The organism is Streptomyces sp. CG4 (assembly GCF_041080655.1).
Lineage (GTDB): Bacteria > Actinomycetota > Actinomycetes > Streptomycetales > Streptomycetaceae > Streptomyces.
The window spans coordinates 2208921-2229558 of sequence record NZ_CP163525.1 but is presented as its reverse complement, the minus strand read 5'-3'; the positions used below and the strand labels follow the sequence as shown (position 1 = coordinate 2229558).

Here is a 20638-nt window from a genome sequence, read left to right as displayed (position 1 = left end):
TACTCGATGGCTCGTATGACCGCTGCCCGCGCGGCAGTTGAGATCCTCAAGCGCGAGGGCGTCACCGACGCCTTCGGTGTGCCGGGCGCGGCGATCAACCCCTTCTACAAGGCCCTCAAGGAGGGTGGCGGTATCAACCACACCCTCGCCCGCCATGTCGAGGGCGCGTCGCACATGGCCGAGGGGTACACCCGCACCAAGCCGGGCAACATCGGCGTCTGCATCGGCACTTCCGGCCCGGCCGGCACCGACATGATCACCGGCCTGTACTCGGCCATCGGTGACTCCGTCCCGATCCTGTGCATCACGGGCCAGGCGCCCACCAGCGTGATCCACAAGGAGGACTTCCAGGCCGTCGACATCGCCTCGATCGCCAAGCCGGTGACGAAGATGGCGGTCACCGTCCTGGAGGCCGCGCAGGTCCCCGGCGTCTTCCAGCAGGCCTTCCACCTGATGCGCTCCGGCCGTCCCGGCCCGGTCCTGATCGACCTGCCGATCGACGTCCAGCTCACCGAGATCGAGTTCGACCCGGAGACGTACGAGCCGCTGCCCGTCTACAAGCCGGCCGCGACCCGCGCCCAGATCGAGAAGGCGCTCTCCTTCCTGCTGGCCTCCGAGCGCCCGGTCATCGTCGCCGGCGGCGGCATCATCGGCGCCGACGCCGCCGACCTGCTGGTGGAGTTCGCCGAGCTGACCCAGACCCCCGTCGTCCCGACCCTGATGGGCTGGGGCACGCTGGCCGACGACCACGAGCTGAACGCGGGCATGGTCGGCGTGCAGACCTCGCACCGGTACGGCAACGCCAACTTCCTGGAGTCGGACTTCGTCCTCGGCATCGGCAACCGCTGGGCCAACCGCCACACCGGCTACAAGCTCGACGTCTACCGCGGCGACCGCACGTTCGTCCACGTCGACATCGAGCCCACCCAGATCGGCAAGATCTTCCCGCCGGACTACGGGGTCGTCTCCGACGCCAAGGCCGCGCTGGACCTGTTCGTCGAGGTCGCCAAGGAGCTGAAGGCGGAGGGCAAGCTGCCCGACCGCGCCGACTGGGTCGCCTCGACGCAGGAGCGCAAGGCGACGCTCCTGCGCCGTACCCACTTCGACAACGTGCCCATGAAGCCGCAGCGCGTGTACGAGGAGATGAACAAGGCCTTCGGTCCGGAGACGCGCTACGTCACCACCATCGGCCTCTCCCAGATCGCCGGCGCGCAGATGCTGCACGTCTACAAGCCGCGCCACTGGATCAACTGCGGCCAGGCCGGCCCGCTCGGCTGGACCATCCCGGCCGCGATCGGCGTCGCCAAGGCCGACCCGGACGCCCCGGTCGTCGCGCTCTCCGGCGACTACGACTTCCAGTTCCTGATCGAGGAACTGGCCGTCGCCGCCCAGCACAGGATCCCGTACGTCCACGTGCTGGTGAACAACGCCTACCTGGGCCTGATCCGCCAGGCGCAGATCGGCCTGGACATCAACTTCCAGGTCAACCTGGAGTTCGAGAACATCAATGCGCCCGAGCTCGGCGTCTACGGCGTGGACCACGTCAAGGTGGCCGAGGGTCTGGGCTGCAAGGCGATCCGGGTCACCGAGCCGGACCAGCTGGGCGCCGCCTTCGAGGAGGCCAAGAAGCTGGCCGCCGAGTACCAGGTGCCCGTCGTCGTCGAGGCGATCCTGGAGCGGATCACCAACATCTCGATGAGCCGCACCATGGACATCAGCGACATCTCCGAGTTCGAGGACCTGGCCACCGAGCCGGGCCACGCGCCGACGTCGGTCAAGCCGCTGAAGGTCTGACACCGAAGGTCTGACACCGTCAGGCGCACCAAAGGGCGGCCCGTCCGTAAGGACGGGCCGCCCTTTCGCGTCCCCCGTGGCACCCCCGTGCTTCCCCCGTCGCGGGGCCCGCCGCCCCCGTGCCGACGGGCCCCGTGATGCACGTAATCTGCCCCACCGCGGGGGCGGTTGAAGCCTTCGGCCCCGTCTTCAGAGCTTCATTTGAGGATGGCGTAGCCCGCCTACGACCGCTGTCGTACGCCCAGCCGCTACAGCTCGTGCTCCGACAGCCCGGGCCAGTCGTCGGGCCCGCCGCCCTGCCACTCGATGAGATCGCTCTCCTCCACCTCGATCCGGTCCAGGTCGGCCAGCCGGAGGATCTCCACGACATCGTCCAGATGCGAGGCGATGCCCAGGGTCACGTCCCCCTCGGTGACCCGCCGGGAGCCGTCCAGGGCGGGGGAGTGGACCACGATGTGCGGATACTGCGCATTGGCCATGTCTTCAGCGTGCGGCGGATACGGCGGACCCGCACGCGGGGCCCGGACAGCACGAAGCGCTCCCCCTGGACCGGGGGAGCGCTTCGTGTCCGTATGGTGACCGTCCGACGGCGCGAGGCTGGGCGCGACAGGACGTTCGCGCCGCCGGACGGAGCGAGCGGCCCCCGTGGAGGGGGCTGGGTGGGACCGCGGCGGATGCGACGGAACCGGGATCCCCTCCCCTCTGGTCGAGAAGGGGACCCGGTCCTTCACCACCGCACTGGCTCGCACGCCGCCGCGGTCCTCGCCCTGCCCGCGCCCACCGCCGTACGGCCACCCCTCATCCGGGCCGCCAGGCGTGTCGCGCGGGCCGCGTACGGAACCTGACCTCCCGTCAGGTTCCGTACGCTGCTTGCGGGTTACTGGTCTCAGTCCTCGCGCAGGGCGCGGACCGCCTCCTCCACGCGCTTGCCGTAGTCCGGGTCGGCGGCGTGGAAGTGGGCCAGGTTCTTCTCGATCACGTCGTCGCGGGAGACCTGCGAGAGGCCGCCGGCGATGTTCGCGACGAGGCGGGACTTCTCCTCCTCGGACATCAGGCGGTACAGCTCGCCCGCCTGGAAGAAGGCGTCGTCCTTGGTGTGCAGCGGTGCCTCGTGGTTGCCCGTGTAGCCGGAGACCGCCAGGGGAGCCGACAGCGGGCGGCCGGTCTCCGCCGGGCCGTCGTAGGAGTTCGGCTCGTAGTTCTTGGCGCCGCGGCCCTGGCCGTTGACCGCCATGAAGCCGTCGCGGCCGTAGTTCTGGGCGCCGCCCGCGACCGCCTTCGGGGCGTTCACGGCGAGGTGGGTGTGGTTGACGCCCAGGCGGTAGCGGTGTGCGTCCGCGTAGGCGAACAGGCGGCCCTGGAGCATCTTGTCGGGGGAGGGGCCGATGCCCGGAACGAAGTTGTTCGGGGAGAACGCGGCCTGCTCGACCTCGGCGAAGACGTTGTCGGGGTTGCGGTCGAGGACCAGGCGGCCCACGCGCTGCAGCGGGTAGTCCTTGTGCGGCCAGACCTTGGTCAGGTCGAACGGGTTGAAGCGGTAGTCCGCCGCCTCGGCCGCCGGCATGATCTGGACGTAGAGGGTCCAGGACGGGTGCACGCCCCGCTCGATGGCCTGCAGCAGGTCCGTCTGGTGCGAGCCCGGGTCCTTGCCCGCCAGCTCCGCGGCCTGCTCGCTGCTCAGGCAGCGGATGCCCTGGTTCGTCTTGAAGTGGTACTTGACGAAGAAGGCCTCGCCCTCCGCGTTCGTCCACTGGTAGGTGTGCGAGCCGTAGCCGTTCATGTGCCGGTACGACGCCGGGATGCCGCGGTCGCCCATCAGCCAGGTCACCTGGTGCGTGGCCTCGGGGGCGTGTGCCCAGAAGTCCCAGACGTTGTCCGGCTCCTGCTTGCCGGTGAACGGGTCCCGCTTCTGCGAGTGGATGAAGTCGGGGAACTTGATCGGGTCCTTGATGAAGAACACCGGGGTGTTGTTGCCGACGAGGTCGTAGTTGCCCTCCTCGGTGTAGAACTTCAGCGCGAAGCCCCGCGGGTCACGGACGGCGTCCGCGCCGCCGAGGGAGTCGGCGACCGTGGAGAAGCGCAGGAAGACCTCGGTGCGCTTGCCGATCTCGCTCAGGAAGTCGGCGTGGGTGAAGCCGGTGACGTCGTCGGTCACCTCGAAGTGGCCGTACGCGCCGGAGCCACGGGCGTGCACCACGCGCTCCGGGATCCGCTCGCGGTTGAAGCGTGCGAGCTTCTCCAGGAGCTGCTGGTCCTGGATCAGGAGCGGGCCGCCGACGCCGGCGGATGCGGAGTTCTGGTTGTCGGCGACCGGGGCGCCGGCCTCTGTCGTGAGCACGCGCTTCGACATCGTGGACCTTCCGTGCGGATGGCAGCGGAAATCTTCTTCCGCTTTGTGGAGCCTAGAAGTCTTGTGAGCCTAGAAGTGGGGCAATCTGAACGTCAACAGTTTGTTGAAGTCGATCTGAGCCTGGTCTGCGGGTGATCTGCGGGTGGTTCCGGACGGCGCCGGCGCCTGGGCGCGACAGGACAGGTGTCAGCGGCGGCGCCGCCCGGAAGTCTCAGGGGCGCGTCAGACCTGGGCGCCGGACAGGCGCTCCACGGCCCGCAGCAGAGCCGAGTGGTCCAGACCGCCGTCGCCCTGGGCGCGCAGCGAGGCGACCAACTGCGCGACCACGGCACCGACGGGCAGCGCGGCACCCACGTTGCGGGCGGCGTCCGTGACGATGCCCATGTCCTTGTGGTGCAGGTCGATACGGAAGCCCGGCTTGAAGTCGCGGTTGAGGAAGTTGTCCTTCTTGCGGGTCAGCACGGTCGAGCCCGCGAGGCCGCCGCCCAGGACGTCCAGCGCGGCCGCGAGGTCCACGCCCGACTTCTCCAGGAAGACCACGGCCTCGGCGCACGCCTGGATGTTCACGGCCACGATCAGCTGGTTGGCCGCCTTCACGGTCTGGCCGGAGCCGTGCGGGCCGCACAGCACGATGGTCTTGCCCAGCGCGTCGAAGATCGGCTTGGCCTGGTCGAAGTCGGCCTGCTCACCGCCGACCATGATCGACAGTACGGCCTCGATGGCGCCGGCCTCACCGCCGGACACCGGGGCGTCGAGCACCCGGATGCCCTTGTCCTTGGCCGCGGCGGCCAGGTCGACGGAGGTCTGCGGGGTGATCGAGGACATGTCGATCAGCAGGGCGCCCTGCCTGGCGTTCTCCAGGATGCCGTCGGGGCCGTAGGAGATGGCCTCGACCTGCGGGGACGCGGGCACCATCGTGATCACCACGTCGGCGTCGCGCACGGCCTCGGCGATCGAGCCGGCCACGGTGCCGCCGGCGGCGGCCAGGCGGTCCAGCTTGTCCTGCTCCAGCGTGAAGCCGGTGACGTCGTAACCCGCCTTGATCAGGTTCTCGGACATGGGGGAGCCCATGATGCCGAGGCCGATCCACGCGATCGCAGGGCGGGCCGGGCGGGAGGAATCGGAAAGGTTGCTGCTCATGATTGGGGGTGCCTCTCTCAACTGCCTTGCAAAGTCGGGGGGTTCAGCGGGCGGCACGCGCCTCGCGCGGGAGCCAGTCGAAGGACTCGGCGCTCGGGCGGTCGCCGGCCTTGTACTCCAGACCGACCCAGCCGTCGTAACCGGCCTTCCTCAGCTGGTCGAGCAGCTCCTCCAGCGGGAGCGAACCCGTCCCGGGGGCGCCGCGGCCGGGGTTGTCGGCGATCTGGACGTGGCCGGTCTTCGCCGCGTACTGCTCGATCACCGACGGCAGGTCCTCGCCGTTCATCGACAGGTGGTACAGGTCCATCAGGAACTTCGCGTTCCCGAGACCCGTCGCCTCGTTGACCTTGTCGACGATCTCGATCGCCTGGGGCGCGCTCACGATCGGGCACTTCGGCGACTCGGGCTGGTTCAGGGCCTCGACCAGGATCGTCCCGCCGACCCGGCCGACCGCCCGGGCCGCGAGGACCAGGTTCTCCAGGGCGAGGGCGTCCTGCTCGGCCGGGTCCACACCGTCGACGCGGTTGCCGTACAGGGCGTTGAACACCGTGCAGCCGAGGGACTGGGCGAAGGCGATGGCCACGTCGATGTTGGCGCGGAACCGGTCCGACTCCTCGCCCGGGACCGACAGGGCGCCGCGGTCCGGGCCCGGCAGCTGTCCGGCGTAGAAGTTCAGGCCCGTGAGCTGGACGCCCGCGTCCTCGATCGCCTTCTTCAGGGCGTCGAGCTCGGACTGCTCGGGGGTGGGGGAGTCGACCCAGGGCCACCACAGCTCGACCGCCGTGAAGCCCGCCGCGGCGGCGGCCGCGGGGCGCTCCAGGAGCGGGAGTTCCGTGAAGAGGATCGACAGGTTGACGTTGAAGCGCTGGTCTGCGGCTGTGCTCCATTCGAAACCTGGCATTCGGGCCGCGCTCCCTTCCGTGGGTCGATATTCCGCATTACGGAAGTTCGTTTCTGCTTAATGGAAGATTGCCGTCGTGTGTCGGCGCTTGTCAAGGGGGGTTCGTTGCCGACCGCCCGAAAAGCGCCGGCGGGCGCTAGGTTGAGCGCGTGCGATTGAGAGTGGAGTTCACGACCGAACCCTTCGATCTGGACGAGGCGCCCGCGCACGCCCTGGTGGCGCGGGAGGTCATCGAGACGGCCGAACTGGACGCCGTCGACGTCGGACCGTTCGGTAACACGGCCGAAGGCGGCGCGGACCGCGTGCTCGATGCCGTGGACGCGTTGCTGCGCAAGAGCCTGGCGGCCGGTGCCACCCGGATCTCGCTCCAGGTCAACGTGGTCGACGACGGGAACGGGGAGGGCGATAGATGAGCGCGGACGAGCCCTTCATCACGGCCGTGAAGCCGCTGGTCGACGCCATGGGCGGGCGGCTGGTCCCGCCGGACGAGGCCGGCCCCGACGATGTCGTCCTCGCCTGGGAGGGTGTCGACGTCGTCGCCGTGCGCCTGCCTCAGCTCGCCGACTCCCTCGATCACATCCTGGCCGCCATGGAGCGCCGGCAGGGCCGGCCGCTGGCCGACCTGGACCGCAAGGCGAAACAGGAGATCGTGCGCATACTGGAAGCCCGCGGCGCCTTCGCCGTGCGGCACGGCGTGGAGACCGTGGCGGGCGCGCTCGGCGTCAGCCGCTTCACGGTCTACAACTACCTCAACCGTGAGAAGGGTGCCTGATCGGCCACGGGGGCGGGGCGGTAGCACGGCTCCGGAGCCATACGTCTTGTTACGCGGAATTTTCAACAAAGTGTTGACGTGGCGTTTCCGGGGGCGTTAGCTATCGGCAGCCCGCTCAAGCACGAAGGCCGAATCCGGCCACGGAGGCTCCCGTGACTTCGACTTCCACGCCCCCGGGCCTGGCCCGGTTCAACGACCTGGAGGAGCGCGCGGCCCTCGCCGCCCTCCACGAGGCGTGTGCCTCCACCACGTGGGCCCGGCGACTGCTCGCCGCCCGCCCCTACGCCGGCGCCGACGAGCTCTACGCCGCCAGTGACGCCGCCATGGCCGAGCTGACCACGGCGGACCTGGAGGAGGCCATGGCGGGGCACCCGCCGATCGGCCGCCCCAAGCCCGGCGACCCCACCTCCGCCCGCGAGCAGCGCGGCATGGCCGGCGCCTCGGAGGCACTCAGGACCGAGATGCTCGAACTCAACCTGGCCTACCAGGACAAGTTCGGCCATGTGTTCCTGATCTGCGCCACCGGTCGCACCGGCGAGCAGATGCGCGACGCCGTCAAGGAGCGGATCGGGAACGCGCCGGAGCAGGAGCGGGAGATCGTCCGCACCGAGCTGGGCAAGATCAACCGCATCCGACTGGCCCGACTCGTCGAAGAGGACGCCTGACACCATGAGCACCAGCACCACCGCCTCCGTGTCCACCCACATCCTGGACACCTCGGTCGGCCGCCCCGCCGAGGGCGTCGCCATCCAGCTCTCCGCCCGCAGCGGCCGGGCAGCGGACTGGCAGGCGCTCGGCGGCTCCGCGACCGACGCCGACGGCCGGTGCAAGGACCTGCCGGCACTGCCGGAGGGGACCACCCACGTACGGCTCGACTTCGCCGTCGAGGCGTATTTCTTGCAGTCCGAGAACAAGCAAGCCGATGCGCAGCAGGACGCCCCCGCGAATCGGGACAGCGGTGCCGTGTTCTTCCCCGAGGTGGCGATCACTTTCGCCGTGCACCCCGGGGAGCACTACCACGTGCCGCTGCTGCTCAACCCGTTCGGCTACTCCGTTTACCGAGGGAGCTAGCTAAATGCCCACCATCCTGGGACAGAACCAGTACGGCAAGGCCGAGAACCGAGTCGTAAAGATCACGCGGGACGGCGCCACCCACCACATCAAGGACCTCAACGTCTCCGTCGCGCTGAGCGGCGACATGGACGAGGTCCACTACTCCGGCTCCAACGCCAACGTCCTGCCGACCGACACCACCAAGAACACGGTGTACGCGTTCGCCAAGGAGTACGGCATCGAGTCCGCCGAGCAGTTCGGCATCCATCTCGCCCGCCACTTCGTCACCTCGCAGGAGCCGATCCACCGCGCCCGGATCCGGATCGAGGAGTACGCCTGGGAGCGGATCGAGACCTCCGACGCCAACTCCAAGTTCATCGGCGCGGACGAGGTCAAGCACTCGTTCGTCCGCAAGGGCCAGGAGACCCGCGTCACCCAGATCACCTACGACGGTGAGCAGTGGGAGGTCGTCTCCGGTCTGAAGGACCTGGTCGTGATGAACTCGACGAACTCCGAATTCTGGGGTTACGTCAAGGACAAGTACACGACCCTGCAGGAGGCGTACGACCGCATCCTGGCCACCCAGGTCTCCGGCCGCTGGCGGTTCAACTGGACCGACGACGAGCAGAGGATGCCCAACTGGGAGAAGTCCTACGAGCAGGTCAAGAAGCACATGCTCCAGGCCTTCGCCGAGACGTACTCCCTCTCCCTGCAGCAGACGCTGTACCAGATGGGTGCGCGCATCATCAACAACCGCAGCGAGATCGACGAGGTCCGCTTCTCGCTGCCGAACAAGCACCACTTCCTGGTCGACCTGGAGCCCTTCGGGCTCAAGAACGACAACGAGGTCTACTACGCCGCCGACCGGCCCTACGGCCTGATCGAGGCGACCATCCTCCGGGACGGCTGTGAGCCGAAGATCCCGGTCGACATGACCAACCTCTGACGAGGGACGCGTGTCCCCGGTCCCGCCACCCGGGCCGGGGACACGTGACACCGGAGGGATCACCATGGCACAGCCTGCAAAGGGGCCGGCAGAAGTCCCCTGTTCCACCCCGCCGGTGCACACCGAGGACGCCGTCACGGCCGTCGCGTCCGTGCACCCGGTGGACGAGAAGCTGCCTGTCGCGCGACTCTTCCCCGCCGCGCTCCAGCACATCGCCGCGATGTACGCAGGTGTGGTCACTCCTCCGCTCATCATCGGCCAGGCCTGCGGACTCGACCTGGCCGCCCGCACCCGGCTGATCGCCGCGAGCCTGCTGATCGCGGGTGTCGCGACCGTCCTGCAGACCATCGGCGTCAAGGGCTTCGTCGGCAACCGGCTGCCCTTCGTCAACGCCGCCTCCTCGGCCGGCATCGCCCCGATCCTCGCGATCGCCGAGACGAACAGCAAGGGCCACCAACTCCCCGCCGTCTACGGCGCGGTGATGGTCGCCGGTGCCTTCTGCCTCGCCGTCGGACCCTTCTTCGGGCGACTGCTGCGCTTCTTCCCGCCGCTCGTCACCGGTGTCGTCATCACCCTGATCGGCGTCACCCTGATGCCCGTCCCGGTCAGCTGGGCTCAGGGCGGCGACAAGACCGCCGCCGACTTCGGCGCCATGCACAACCTTGCGCTCGCCGGCTTCACGCTCGCCGTCATCCTGCTGATCCAGCGGTTCGGCCGCGGCTTCGTCAAGCAGGTCGCCCTGCTGCTCGGGCTGCTCGTCGGCACCCTGGCCGCCGTCCCGTTCGGGATGGCCGACTTCGGCGCCCTGAAGTCCGCGCCCGTCGCCGCGCTGCCGACGCCGTTCGCCTTCGGCGCGCCGGCGTTCCAGCCCGCCGCCGTGCTGTCGCTGTGCATCGTGATGCTGGTGCTGATGACCGAGTCCAGCGCCGGCATGCTCGCCCTCGGCGAGATCTGCGGGCGCCGCACCGACGCGCGGACCCTCACCCGTGGTCTGCGCACCGACGGCATCGCCACCCTGCTCGGACCCGTCTTCGGCGGCTTCCCGACCTCCGCCTTCGCCCAGAACGTCGGCGTGGTGTCGTTGACCCGGGTACGCAGCCGCTATGTCGTCGCCGTCGCCGGCGGCGCCCTGCTGGTCCTCGGCGCCTTCCCGGTCCTCGGCGCGGTCGTCTCCCTGGTCCCCCTGCCGGTCCTCGGCGGCGCGGGCATCGTGCTCTTCGGCTCCATCGCCGTCAGCGGCATCCGTACCCTCTCGGAGGCCGGGCTCGACGACAGCTCCAACATCGTCCTGGTCGCCGTGGCGCTCGGCGCCGGCATCATCCCGCTGGCCGCACCGGCCTTCTACGCCGGCTTCCCGGCCTGGGCGCAGACCGTGCTCGGCTCCGGCATCAGTGCGGGCGCGCTCGCCGCCGTCCTGCTCAACCTGTTCTTCCATCATCTCGGCACCCGGAGCGGCAGAACCGCCCCGGCACTCAAATCCTCCTAGGGTCCTGCCGTGCCCTCCCCGTGGACACCCCTTCGGTTCACGGGCCGCCACCGAAATCCGCCACCAAAAACAAGGAAGCACCATGGCATCATCGGCAGCCCAGCGCATCGTCATCGAGAACTGCGCCATCGCGACCGTGGACGCGGGCGACACCGAGTACGCCTCCGGGTATCTCGTCATCGCCGGCAACCGCATCGAGTCGCTCGGCGCGGGCCAGGCTCCCCAGGGCCTCGAGGACGTGGTGCGCCGGATCGACGCGAGCGGTCACCTGGCCACGCCCGGCCTGGTCAACACCCACCACCACTTCTACCAGTGGATCACCCGGGGCCTGGCCACCGACCACAACCTGTTCAACTGGCTCGTCGCGCTCTACCCCACCTGGGCGCGCATCGACGAGCAGATGACCTACGCGGCCGCGCAGGGCTCCCTCGCCATGATGGCCCGCGGCGGTGTCACCACCGCCATGGACCACCACTACGTCTACCCGCACGGCTCCGGCGACCTGTCCGGCTCGATCATCCGCGCCGCCGCCGAGATGGGCGTCCGCTTCACGCTGGCCCGTGGCTCGATGGACCGCAGCGAGAAGGACGGCGGCCTGCCGCCGGACTTCGCCGTCGAGACCCTGGAGGGCGCGCTCGCCGCGACCGAGGAGACCGTCAAGCAGCACCACGACGCCTCCTTCGACGCCATGACCCAGGTGGCCGTAGCCCCCTGCTCCCCCTTCTCCGTCTCCACCGAACTCCTCAGGCAGGGCGCCGAGTTGGCCCGCCGCCTCGGCGTACGGCTGCACACCCACGGCTCGGAGACCGTGGAGGAGGAGAAGTTCTGCCACGAACTGTTCGGCATGGGCCCGACGGACTACTTCGAGTCCACCGGCTGGCTCGGTGAGGACGTGTGGATGGCGCACTGCGTCCACATGAACGACTCCGACATCGCCGCCTTCGGCCGTACGAAGACCGGTGTCGCCCACTGTCCGTCCTCCAACGCCCGTCTCGCCGCCGGTATCGCCCGCGTCCCCGACATGCTCCAGGCCGGCGTCCCGGTCGGCCTCGGCGTCGACGGCACCGCGTCCAACGAGTCCGGCGAACTCCACACCGAACTGCGCAACGCCCTGCTGATCAACCGCCTCGGCGCCCACCGCGAGGCTGCCCTCAACGCCCGCCAGGCGCTGCGGCTCGGCACCCACGGCGGTGCGCAGGTCCTCGGCCGTGCCGACCAGATCGGCTCGCTGGAGGCCGGCAAGCTGGCCGACGTGGTGCTGTGGAAGATGGACACCCTGGCCCACGCCTCCATCGCCGACCCGGTGACCGCACTGGTCTTCGGTGCGGCGGCCCCGGTCACCGCGTCCTTCGTCAACGGCAGGCAGATCGTCGCGGGCGGCCGCCTGGTCACTGTCGACGAGGACACCATCGCCCGCTCCACCCGCGAGGAGGCCCAGCGCCTCGCCCGGATCGCGGCCCAGGCCTGATCCCCACCGACGCCGGAGGCCGGCCGCTCCCACGGCCGGACCACCGGACCCCTTCGGCGAAACCGCCCCGAGCGGCCCCGCCGGAGAACCCGACGGCCGCCCCGCACGGGCGGCCCGTCGGCCAACTCCACAGACTGGCCGCCGACCCCGCACGGGTGGCGCGCCGGCAAAACCGACAGACTCGGCGGTCGCCCCGTACAGGCGACTCGCCGGAAAACGTGGCGGACGCCCGGTACGGGCGACTCGCCGCAGGCCCCGGCAGGCCGGAACATGCGGCCGGTCTGCCGCAGTGCTCGGCAGTTCGCCACCGTAAGGGTGGCCTGCCAGAGGACTCGGCAGTTCGCCCCGCACGGGCGGCCTGCCGGAAAGACGCGGCGGTCGCCCCTGCGGGCGGCTCGCCGGAAACGCTCCGGCCGGGAGGGACGGCTCCCGGCCGGGGTCCGTGGACCCGAGCGGGGTCCATGGCAGCCGTTCCGGGGCGCGTGTGGACGCACGCGCCCCGGAACGGTCACCGCTCGACCCGCTCAAGCGCCACCCCGTCCCCGGTCCCGCACGACCACTCGCACCACCTCCATGAAACCCGCGTCGACGACGACGTGTTACCCGACCGGAGGAGCCGCCGTGGCCGCCCATCCCGTAGACGAGAAACTCCCCGCCCTGAAAATGGCGACCAGTGGCCTGCAACACGTGGCCGCCATGTATGCCGGAGTCGTAGCCCCACCCCTGATCGTCGGTGCGGCCGCAGGCCTGTCCGCCACCGATCTGACCTTCCTCACCGGAGCCTGTCTGTTCACCGCCGGGCTCGCCACCTTTCTGCAGACGCTCGGCGTCTGGAAGATCGGCGCCCGCCTCCCCTTCGTCAACGGCGTCACCTTCGCCGGTGTCGCCCCCATGACGGCGATCGTCGCCTCCGCCAAGGACAAGTCCGACGCCCTGCCGATGATCTTCGGCGCGGTCATCGTCGCCGGCCTGCTCGGCTTCCTCGCCGCCCCCTTCTTCAGCAAGGCCATCCGCTTCTTCCCGCCCGTCGTCACCGGCTCGGTCATCACCCTGATCGGCGTCTCCCTGCTGCCCGTCGCCTTCGGCTGGGCCCAGGGCCCCAACCCCGCCGCGCACGACTACGGCTCGACGACCAACCTCACCCTGGCCGGCATCACCCTCCTCATCGTCCTGCTGCTGCGCCGCTTCACCCGCGGCTTCGTCAAGCAGATCGCGGTCCTGCTCGGCCTGATCCTCGGCACGCTCCTCGCGATACCCTTCGGCGCCACGGACTTCGGCCCCGTCGCCCACGCCGACGTCGTCGGCTTCCCGACCCCCTTCCACTTCGGTGCCCCGACCTTCCACATCGCGGCGATCCTGTCGATGTGCGTGGTCATGGTCGTCTCCATGACGGAGTCCACGGCCGACATGCTGGCGCTCGGCGAGATCGTCGAACGCCCCGCGGACGAGAAGACCATCGCGGCCGGCCTGCGCGCCGACACCCTCGGCTCCGCCCTCAGCCCGCTCTTCAACGGCTTCATGTGCAGCGCCTTCGCCCAGAACATCGGCCTCGTCGCCATGACCCGGATCCGCAGCCGCTTCGTCGTCGCCGTGGGCGGCGGCTTCCTGGTCCTGATGGGCCTGTGCCCGATGGCCGCCTCGCTCATCGCGGTCGTCCCCCGCCCGGTCCTCGGCGGCGCCGGCGTCGTCCTGTTCGGCTCGGTCGCCGCGAGCGGCATCCAGACCCTGGTCCGGGCCGGACTGGAGAAGGACAACAACGTCCTGATCGTCGCCGTCTCCCTCGCGGTCGGCATCATCCCGATCACCACGCCGGGCTTCTACCACGCCTTCCCCGAGACCGCGAAGATCGTCCTGGACTCCGGCATCTCCACCGGCTGCGTCACCGCCGTCCTCCTCAACCTCGTCTTCAACCACCTGGGCAAGGGCAACGAAGCCGAGGACGTCACGCATCCGATGGAGGCGGGCCAGGAACTCACGCCGGCCCACTGAACACCCGCCCGGGGCACGGCAAGTGCCGTGCCCCGCGCCGCCCAAGGCGGAGTACGAACTCGCGCCCGTCGCCGTAGACCTCCGGCGCTACAGGCCGAACAGGCCCGGGTCGGCCGTCAGTTCCTTGAAAGCCCTGCCGGGATCGGCGATCAGCTTCCGCGCCTCCAGGTCCAGCAGGCCGGCGACCGCGGTGATCTCGGCCGCCACGGTGCCGTCCGTCTTGCGGACCTCCTGCCGGATCCGGAAGGTCTTCCCCTCACCCCACTCGAACCCGCAGGTGACGTCGACCTCGTCACCGGCGAGCAGTTCCTGCCGGTAGCGGATCGTCGTCTCCAGCGACACCGGCCCCACACCCCGGCCTATCAGCTCGGCCTGGGTCACTCCGGCCGCCTTGAGCAGGGACCAGCGGGCGTGCTCCGCGTAGTTGAGGTACACCGCCTGGTTCAGATGCCCCTGCACATCGGTCTCGTAGCCGCGGACGGTCACGCGCACGGAAAACGGTTCGCTCACGGTTTCCTCTTCTCTGTACGGCACGCTGCCCCTTCTCTGTACGGCACGCTGGCGCTCCGATCCTGGCACGCTGTTCACACCCGGCGTGGCGAGGCCAGCAGATAGCGCACCCTCGTCCGCGGCTCGGTGTACTCACCGGCCTGCCAGCCCGCGCGCTCCAGGGTGGCCGCGCAGGCCGCGAGGCTCTCCGCGTCCGGCGCATGCACGGCGACCGCCTCCGGCTGCGGGGTCGCGCGCACCCGGTAGCCGTCCGCGTCCCCGCCCGCCGGACGGTGCCCGGCCGCCTCCAGGGCGAGCGCGGCGGCCCGGACCAGATGCGCCCGCTCCCAGCCGCACGGCCGGTCCACGGCGCCGTCCGGGTTGGTCATCCGGCGCAGCTCCAGCAGCCCCTGCCAGGCACCGTGCACCTCACGCAGCCGCGCCGCACCGTCCCCGGGCGGCTCCTCCTCGCCGCCGACCCGCGCCGCGAACACGCCGGCGTCAGCCGCGGGTTCCCGTGTCACCGGCTCGGGCACGGCCTCCCGTATGCGGTGGCCCGCCGGGGTCAGAAAGTGCTCGTGCGGCGGGCGCGGATGCCGGAAGGCCAGCCCCCGCTTCACCAGCGCCGCCAACTGCGCCTCCGTACCGCGCAGCCGCCCCGTCACCGGATCGGCGCCCTCGATCACCCGCCGCTGCGCGGCGCTCGGCGGTCGGGTCACAGCGCACTCCTTCCGCTCCCGTCCCCTCGCCCGGGACGCCCGGAAGACGCCCCATTCGAAGAGTACGGTCCGGGACTGACAACGCCCGGGGACGCGGTACGGGGACCCCCGTCAGGGGACCCCCGTCAGGGGACCTCCGTCCGGCCCCTACGCGGGCGGCCGGATGTTCCAGCCCGCCACCACCGGCCGGTCGTGCTCCGTGCCCAGCCGGCCCAGCGCCCCCGTCGCCAGCTGGAACAGGGCCCCGTGCCGGGGCGGCAGGCCGAGGCGGCGGGCGGTGAGGACGCGCAGGAAGTGGCCGTGGGCGATCAGGACGACGACGCCCTCGGTGTTGCAGAGGGCGGCGTCGGCCTTGGCCAGCATGCGGTCGGCGCGCTCGCCGACCTGCTCCGGGGTCTCGCCCGGATGCTCCGGCGGCCCCGGCGCGACCCCGTCCGTGAACAGGAACCAGCCGGGCCGGGTCCGCTGGATCTCCACGGTGGTCACGCCCTCGTACCCGCCGTAGTCCCATTCGCGCAGGTCGGTATCGACCCGGGCGTCATGGATCCCGAGCAGCTCGGCGGTCTCCCGGGCCCGCTGCAGCGGGCTGACGAACGCGGCCCCGATGCGGTGCGAGCGGATCAGGGGCACCAGCCGGCGCGCCTCCTCCCGCCCGTGCTCGGTGAGGGGCACGTCCGTCCAGCCGGTGTGCCGTCCGGAGCGCGACCACTCGGTCTCACCGTGCCGGACGAGAAAGAGGTCACCCACGTCAGCGCCCTTCCCGCTCGCCTGTCAGCACCGTGTCACAGGGAGTCGGCCGCCCGCAGGACGGACTGCGCCAGACGGCCGTTCTCCCAGCCGGCGCCCACCCCCGAGGGGAAGCCGAACCGGCGCCGGGTGTAGGCGTACGCGATGCCGTTCTCCGGGTCGGCGAAGCCCAGCGAGCCGGTCGCACCGCTGTGCCCGAAAGTGCCGGCGCCGAGGAACGGGAAGAGCGAGGGGGTGTGCTCGAAGCCGCGCGCGAAGTGGTTGTCGCTGCCGGTGACCAGGTCCGGCCCGCCCGGGGTGCGGAGCGCGCCGAACTCGGCCGCCGTCTCCGGCGTGAGCAGCGCCGGCCTGCCGTCCACGGTGCTGATGGCGGCCGCGTACATCCCGGCGACACCGCGCGCGTTGCCCACCCCGCCCGAGGACGTCGGCCCGAGCGCCTTCACCCGGGGGTGATTGCCGAAGGCCACCAGGTCGATCGGCTCCGGCGCGTGCGCGCCGAAGGCGATGCCCCGGATGCTGTCCGGGGCGGCCGCCCGCTCCTTGAGCAGCGCCGCCTCCTCCGGGGTCGGCACCAGCGGCTGTACGTCCACCCAGCGCGCCTCGGCCGCCGCGGGCAGGCCCAGGTGGTAGTCGAGGCCGTACGGCGCGCGGATCCGCTCCTCGTACAGCTCCTGGATCGACCGGCCGGTCACCCGGCGGACCACCTCGCCGGTGAGGGCGCCGATGACGAAGGCGTGATAGCCCCAGGCGCTGCCGGGCTCCCACAGCGGTTTGCGCTGCGCCAGCCGGGCCGCCGTGATCCGGTCGTCGGCCAGCTCCTCCACGGTGAAGGGCTGTTCGGCGTCGCCGACGAGTCCGGCCCGGTGCTCCAGCAGTTCGCCCAGCGTCAGCCGGTCCTTGCCGTGGGCGCCGAACTCGGGCCAGTACGCGGCCACTTCACGGTCCAGGTCGAGCACCCCGTCCTGGACGAGGAGCGCGACGACGAGGTGCGCGGCGCCCTTGGCGATGGAATACAGCGTCGTCAGCGAGTCCCCGTCGATGCCGTCGCCGCCCCACAGATCCACCACGCGCCGCCCGTGCCGGTACACCACGAGCTGGGCGCCCGGATCGTCCCGCTCCTCGGCGAGCACCGCCGCGAACTCCTCGCGTACGCCCTCGAATCCCTCGGCGACCGTGCCGTGCACGTCGATCGGCATAGGTGATTCCCCCTGTCCGGTGATGGCCGTTCCCCTGTCCGGTCTCGGCCGACGGAGATCATCAACGGGCGGCCACCGCCGGGCATTCCCGGTGCCCGTGCCGCAGTTCGGCGCGGCGCGTCCGGTACGGCGGGTGTGCGGCGCAGATCCACGGTGACCGTCGCCCGCGCGGGCAGGGCGACGGCGGCGGGGGCGTCGCGCGCCTTGCTGTCCCCGGTCGCGCGCTGGATACGGGGCGTGCGGGTCAGGTGCCGGGGCTGACCAGCGTGGTCTCGGTGCCGAGGGCCTTGGCGCCGACTCCCCTGTAGAGGGTCAGCCCGCCGTCGGACCGGACGACGAGCAGATCGCCGACCGGTCGCCGGTGTCGGCGGCCGAGGTCGGCCGCGCGGCCCTGCGCTGCCGGGCGGCGCCGCCCGGCAACGGGTTCCTGAGCGCCGAATAGGGCGGCAGGTCGTCGGGCGGGTCCTGGTTCGTCACCGCGTTGGCGAGGAGGTTCGCGGCGTCGCCGCCGAATGCCGGGGCGTAGCTGACGTAGTCGACGTTGGCGTCGTTGCCGCCGCCGTTGTAGCCGCCGAGGTTGCCTACGACATGGCCGCCGCGCCCGTCGTCCTTGTAGTCGGTGATCCACGGGCTGCCGGACACGCCGCCGTAGTAGCCGCCGCAGGTCATCGACATCTGCCGGTAGCCGGAGAGCTGCCGGGTCGGCACCGTGCACTTGACGGCGCGTCCGGCGCCGTTGTGCCGGTAGGAGGGATAGCCGACGACGGTCACGTTCTTGTGGGTGTAGCCGGCGGCGGGCGTGAAGGTCAGTCCGCCGCCGACCGCGTCCTGGAGGCGCTGGCCGCGCTGGTTGGCCGACACCCTGGCGAACGTGGTGTCCAGGTCCGACACCGGCTTCTTCGTGGTGTTCGACCCCTTGTCGGGCACATAGCGGGGGTCGGTGAACAGCCGCTGGACGTGGAAGATGCCGTACGGCTGCTTGTCGGGGCTCGCGCCCTTCGCGAACTTGGGGACGAAGACGTAGTCGCCCTTCATGTTCAGCGCGCAGTGGGCGGCGGTGAGGACGATGTTCCGCGCCGGGGTGTCGATCACGCTGCCGGTGCACTGCCAGGTGGTGCCGCCGGGCCCGTCGGATCCGAAGAACGTGCCGATGAGCCGGGTCCCCTGGAACAGGGTGCCCTGGGGCCGGCCCGCGGCCGCGACCGACTGCCGGCCGCCGTCCGGCGCCTTGCGCAGGCCGTCCAGCGGCGGTGCGTCGGCTATGCGCCGCGCGGTCCAGAACCGTGCCGCCTCGCGGGCCTCCTGCCCGGCGGTCGGGCCCGACGGCACGGGTTCCGCCGCCTGCGCGGCCGGTGCCGCGAGCCCGACCGCGGCCCCGCACATCGCGGCCACGGTCACGGCCGTCCAACGCGTTCGGTACGACAACACACGTGCTCCCCGTGGTCTGATGGATCCTGACCAGGGAGAACAGCGGTGCGGCGCTGGTCGGGCGCGCACCGGGGAGCCCGCGGGTCCGCTGTGTCCCGAAGTTCTCCTGGTCGTGCGGGGCGATCTTCGCACGAAGCCCGCCGCCCGGGTCAAGAAGGGCACGGCGCCGGGAGTCATGTCTTCCGGACCGCGACTCCGCAGCCGCCCCTACTGCCGGTATCCGCCGAGGAAGCGGCCGATCCGGCCGATCGCCGCCTCCAGGTCCTCCGCGTGCGGCAGGGTGAGGATGCGGAAGTGGTCGGGGGAGGGCCAGTTGAATCCGGTGCCCTGGACCACCTGGATCTTCTCGCGCAGCAGCAGGTCGAGGACGAACTTCTCGTCGTCGTGGATCCGGTGCACCTTCGGGTCGATGCGCGGGAACGCGTACAGCGCGCCCTTGGGCTTCACGCAGGACACACCGGGGATCTCGTTGAGCCTCTCCCAGGCCACGTTCCGCTGCTCGTACAACCGGCCGCCGGGCACGATCAGTTCACGGATGGACTGGCGGCCGCCGAGCGCGGCCTGGATGGCGAACTGGGCCGGAGCGTTGGCGCACAGCCGCATGGAGGCCAGCATGGTCAGGCCCTCCAGATAGTCCTTGGCGTGCTGCCTGGGACCGGTCACGACCAGCCAGCCGGAGCGGAAGCCCGCCACCCGGTACGTCTTCGACAGGCCGCAGAAGGTGAGGACGACCAGGTCGGGGGCGAGCGCGGCGGCCGAGTGGTGGACCGCGTCGTCGTACAGGATCTGGTCGTAGATCTCGTCGGCGAACACCATCAGGCCGTGCCGGCGGGCGAGGTCGAGGATGCCCTCGACGACCTCCTTGGGGTAGACCGCGCCGGTCGGGTTGTTCGGGTTGATGATCACGACCGCCTTGGTCCGGTCCGTGATCTTCGACGCCATGTCGGCCAGGTCCGGGTTCCAGTCGGCCTGTTCGTCGCACAGGTAGTGGACCGCCTTGCCGCCCGCCAGGGTCGTCGCGGCCGTCCAGAGCGGGAAGTCCGGGGCGGGGACGAGGATCTCGTCGCCGTCCTCGACCAGCGCGGTCACGGCCATGGAGACCAGCTCCGAGACGCCGTTGCCGAGGAACACGTCGTCGACGCCCACCTCCAGGCCCAGGTTCTGGTAGCGCTGGGCGACCGCGCGGCGGGCGGAGAGGATGCCGCGGGAGTCGGTGTAGCCGTGCGCCTGCGGCAGCATCCGGATCATGTCCTGGAGGATCTCCTCCGGCGCCTCGAAACCGAAGGCCGCGGGGTTGCCGGTGTTCAGGCGCAGCACGCTGTGCCCCGCCTCCTCCAGCGCGTTGGCGTGCTCGATCACCGGGCCGCGGATCTCGTAACAGACCTCGCTGAGCTTGTTCGACTGCCGGAACTCCATGCGCCCCTCCGGAAACTTGTGATGCTTGGTTTTACCAAGTGGGAGCTTGGAAAGTCCAACAACGTGTCTAGACTGCGTCGCATGTCACCACGCCGAAGCTACGACCAGTACTGCTCCGCCGCCCGCGCCCTCGATCTCGTCGGCGGCCGCTGGACCCTGCTGATCGTCCGGGAGCTGCTGGCCGGCCCCCGCCGCTACACGGACCTGCACGCGGACCTGCCCGGCGTGAGCACGGACGTCCTCGCCTCCCGGCTCAAGGACATGGAGCGCGACGGCCTCACCACCCGACGCCGGCTGCCCCCGCCGGGCGCGGCCTACGTCTACGAACTCACCCGGCGCGGGCGGGAGTTGCTGCCGGTACTGCAGGCCCTGGGCAGCTGGGGCGCGGCCGAGCTGGGGGAGCGGCGCCCGACCGACGCGGTCCGTGCGCACTGGTTCGCCCTGCCGCTGCTGCGCGGCCTGGAGGCGGAGGGGCTGGTCGAAGTCCACCTGGAGGAGGGGGACTTCCATCTGCGGGCCGGCGCCGAGGAGGGCCCGGTGTACGGCGACGGACCCGCGCCCGGCGAGGCCGACACCCGCCTGACGATGGACGCCGCGACCTGCGAGGCCGTGGCCCGGGGCGAGCTGAGCCTGACGGAGGCGGTACGGGCCGGACGGGTGACGGTGACGGGGGACGGCCCCCTGGCCAAGGCGCTGCGGGAAGGATGAGAAGACGAAGGCCCGCCGAAGCGGCGGGCCTTCAGG

Annotated in this window: 20 protein-coding genes; 10 read left to right on the top strand and 10 right to left on the bottom strand. The window is 70.9% G+C overall.

Going from position 1 to position 20638, the window contains the following annotated elements; translation table 11 throughout:
• Window positions 1-6: 6 nt before the first annotated feature.
• On the top strand, window positions 7-1794 hold the full coding sequence (gcl, locus tag AB5L52_RS10225; RefSeq protein ID WP_369363490.1) for a glyoxylate carboligase: 1788 nt from the start codon (window positions 7-9) through the stop codon (window positions 1792-1794).
• Between the two features lie 248 nt (window positions 1795-2042).
• Here gcl and AB5L52_RS10220 read toward each other — a convergent pair whose 3' ends face one another.
• The 4 genes from AB5L52_RS10220 to AB5L52_RS10205 form a co-directional block, all read right to left on the bottom strand.
• The gene (locus AB5L52_RS10220; RefSeq protein ID WP_351031756.1) at window positions 2043-2273 is read right to left on the bottom strand and encodes a hypothetical protein; all 231 of its coding nucleotides are present in this window, start codon (window positions 2271-2273) and stop codon (window positions 2043-2045) included.
• A gap of 407 nt (window positions 2274-2680) precedes the next feature.
• Entirely contained in the window at window positions 2681-4144 is a 1464-nt protein-coding gene (locus tag AB5L52_RS10215) for a catalase (protein ID WP_351031758.1), read from the bottom strand.
• Window positions 4145-4366: 222 nt separating this feature from the next.
• Window positions 4367-5284 (bottom strand): 2-hydroxy-3-oxopropionate reductase, encoded by a 918-nt coding sequence (locus tag AB5L52_RS10210; RefSeq protein ID WP_351031761.1) that lies wholly within the window; start codon window positions 5282-5284, stop codon window positions 4367-4369.
• Window positions 5285-5327: 43 nt separating this feature from the next.
• Window positions 5328-6185 (bottom strand): TIM barrel protein, encoded by an 858-nt coding sequence (locus AB5L52_RS10205; protein ID WP_369363487.1) that lies wholly within the window; start codon window positions 6183-6185, stop codon window positions 5328-5330.
• Between the two features lie 149 nt (window positions 6186-6334).
• On the opposite strand from AB5L52_RS10205, the gene AB5L52_RS10200 reads away from it, so the two are divergent.
• The 8 genes from AB5L52_RS10200 to AB5L52_RS10165 all read left to right on the top strand — a co-directional run bounded on the left by AB5L52_RS10200 (window position 6335) and on the right by AB5L52_RS10165 (window position 13899).
• Entirely contained in the window at window positions 6335-6598 is a 264-nt protein-coding gene (locus AB5L52_RS10200) for a hypothetical protein (RefSeq protein WP_351031766.1), read from the top strand.
• Window positions 6595-6957, top strand: coding sequence for a helix-turn-helix domain-containing protein (locus tag AB5L52_RS10195; protein ID WP_369363485.1), 363 nt, complete (start codon window positions 6595-6597; stop codon window positions 6955-6957). The genes AB5L52_RS10200 and AB5L52_RS10195 overlap by 4 nt, the downstream gene beginning before the upstream one ends.
• A 152-nt stretch (window positions 6958-7109) precedes the next feature.
• Window positions 7110-7622 carry a 2-oxo-4-hydroxy-4-carboxy-5-ureidoimidazoline decarboxylase gene (gene uraD, locus AB5L52_RS10190; protein WP_351031770.1) on the top strand — a complete coding sequence of 171 codons (513 nt, stop codon included), beginning with the start codon at window positions 7110-7112 and terminating at the stop codon, window positions 7620-7622.
• 4 nt (window positions 7623-7626) lie between these two features.
• Window positions 7627-8028, top strand: a complete 402-nt coding sequence (gene uraH, locus AB5L52_RS10185; protein WP_351031772.1) for a hydroxyisourate hydrolase — start codon at window positions 7627-7629, stop codon at window positions 8026-8028.
• 4 nt (window positions 8029-8032) lie between these two features.
• The gene (gene pucL / locus AB5L52_RS10180) at window positions 8033-8956 is read left to right on the top strand and encodes a factor-independent urate hydroxylase (protein ID WP_351031775.1); all 924 of its coding nucleotides are present in this window, start codon (window positions 8033-8035) and stop codon (window positions 8954-8956) included.
• A gap of 64 nt (window positions 8957-9020) precedes the next feature.
• Complete coding sequence (locus AB5L52_RS10175) at window positions 9021-10442, top strand: nucleobase:cation symporter-2 family protein (protein ID WP_369363482.1); 1422 nt, start codon at window positions 9021-9023, stop codon at window positions 10440-10442.
• A gap of 82 nt (window positions 10443-10524) precedes the next feature.
• A complete protein-coding gene (locus AB5L52_RS10170; protein WP_351569061.1) occupies window positions 10525-11910 on the top strand; it encodes an 8-oxoguanine deaminase in 1386 nt (461 codons plus the stop codon).
• 621 nt (window positions 11911-12531) lie between these two features.
• Window positions 12532-13899 (top strand): nucleobase:cation symporter-2 family protein, encoded by a 1368-nt coding sequence (locus AB5L52_RS10165; RefSeq protein ID WP_369363480.1) that lies wholly within the window; start codon window positions 12532-12534, stop codon window positions 13897-13899.
• 87 nt (window positions 13900-13986) lie between these two features.
• Here the strand turns inward: AB5L52_RS10165 and AB5L52_RS10160 are convergent, their stop codons facing one another.
• The 6 genes from AB5L52_RS10160 to AB5L52_RS10135 all read right to left on the bottom strand — a co-directional run bounded on the left by AB5L52_RS10160 (window position 13987) and on the right by AB5L52_RS10135 (window position 19894).
• The gene (locus tag AB5L52_RS10160) at window positions 13987-14409 is read right to left on the bottom strand and encodes an acyl-CoA thioesterase (RefSeq protein ID WP_351030142.1); all 423 of its coding nucleotides are present in this window, start codon (window positions 14407-14409) and stop codon (window positions 13987-13989) included.
• A 74-nt stretch (window positions 14410-14483) separates the two neighbouring features.
• Window positions 14484-15107: a hypothetical protein gene (locus AB5L52_RS10155; protein ID WP_351030144.1), complete on the bottom strand. Its 624-nt coding sequence runs from the start codon at window positions 15105-15107 to the stop codon at window positions 14484-14486.
• 147 nt (window positions 15108-15254) lie between these two features.
• Window positions 15255-15854: a histidine phosphatase family protein gene (locus AB5L52_RS10150; RefSeq protein ID WP_351030145.1), complete on the bottom strand. Its 600-nt coding sequence runs from the start codon at window positions 15852-15854 to the stop codon at window positions 15255-15257.
• 35 nt (window positions 15855-15889) lie between these two features.
• Window positions 15890-17050: a serine hydrolase domain-containing protein gene (locus tag AB5L52_RS10145; RefSeq protein WP_351030146.1), complete on the bottom strand. Its 1161-nt coding sequence runs from the start codon at window positions 17048-17050 to the stop codon at window positions 15890-15892.
• A gap of 312 nt (window positions 17051-17362) precedes the next feature.
• Window positions 17363-18475 (bottom strand): trypsin-like serine protease, encoded by a 1113-nt coding sequence (locus AB5L52_RS10140; protein ID WP_351030147.1) that lies wholly within the window; start codon window positions 18473-18475, stop codon window positions 17363-17365.
• Window positions 18476-18685: 210 nt separating this feature from the next.
• The gene (locus AB5L52_RS10135) at window positions 18686-19894 is read right to left on the bottom strand and encodes a pyridoxal phosphate-dependent aminotransferase (protein ID WP_369363477.1); all 1209 of its coding nucleotides are present in this window, start codon (window positions 19892-19894) and stop codon (window positions 18686-18688) included.
• An 81-nt stretch (window positions 19895-19975) separates the two neighbouring features.
• Between AB5L52_RS10135 and AB5L52_RS10130 the strand changes: the two genes are divergently transcribed.
• Window positions 19976-20602, top strand: a complete 627-nt coding sequence (locus AB5L52_RS10130) for a winged helix-turn-helix transcriptional regulator (protein ID WP_369363475.1) — start codon at window positions 19976-19978, stop codon at window positions 20600-20602.
• The last annotated feature ends 36 nt before the right edge of the window (window positions 20603-20638 follow it).

Coding starts and splice junctions, on each gene's coding strand:
- AB5L52_RS10215 (WP_351031758.1), bottom strand. CDS start 4,144: ATGTCGAAGCGCGTGCTCACGACAGAGGCCGGCGCCCCGGTCGCCGAC.
- AB5L52_RS10175 (WP_369363482.1), top strand. CDS start 9,021: ATGGCACAGCCTGCAAAGGGGCCGGCAGAAGTCCCCTGTTCCACCCCG.
- AB5L52_RS10210 (WP_351031761.1), bottom strand. CDS start 5,284: ATGAGCAGCAACCTTTCCGATTCCTCCCGCCCGGCCCGCCCTGCGATC.
- AB5L52_RS10145 (WP_351030146.1), bottom strand. CDS start 17,050: ATGCCGATCGACGTGCACGGCACGGTCGCCGAGGGATTCGAGGGCGTA.
- pucL (WP_351031775.1), top strand. CDS start 8,033: ATGCCCACCATCCTGGGACAGAACCAGTACGGCAAGGCCGAGAACCGA.
- AB5L52_RS10130 (WP_369363475.1), top strand. CDS start 19,976: ATGTCACCACGCCGAAGCTACGACCAGTACTGCTCCGCCGCCCGCGCC.
- AB5L52_RS10135 (WP_369363477.1), bottom strand. CDS start 19,894: ATGGAGTTCCGGCAGTCGAACAAGCTCAGCGAGGTCTGTTACGAGATC.
- AB5L52_RS10220 (WP_351031756.1), bottom strand. CDS start 2,273: ATGGCCAATGCGCAGTATCCGCACATCGTGGTCCACTCCCCCGCCCTG.
- AB5L52_RS10205 (WP_369363487.1), bottom strand. CDS start 6,185: ATGCCAGGTTTCGAATGGAGCACAGCCGCAGACCAGCGCTTCAACGTC.
- AB5L52_RS10195 (WP_369363485.1), top strand. CDS start 6,595: ATGAGCGCGGACGAGCCCTTCATCACGGCCGTGAAGCCGCTGGTCGAC.
- gcl (WP_369363490.1), top strand. CDS start 7: ATGGCTCGTATGACCGCTGCCCGCGCGGCAGTTGAGATCCTCAAGCGC.
- uraH (WP_351031772.1), top strand. CDS start 7,627: ATGAGCACCAGCACCACCGCCTCCGTGTCCACCCACATCCTGGACACC.
- AB5L52_RS10170 (WP_351569061.1), top strand. CDS start 10,525: ATGGCATCATCGGCAGCCCAGCGCATCGTCATCGAGAACTGCGCCATC.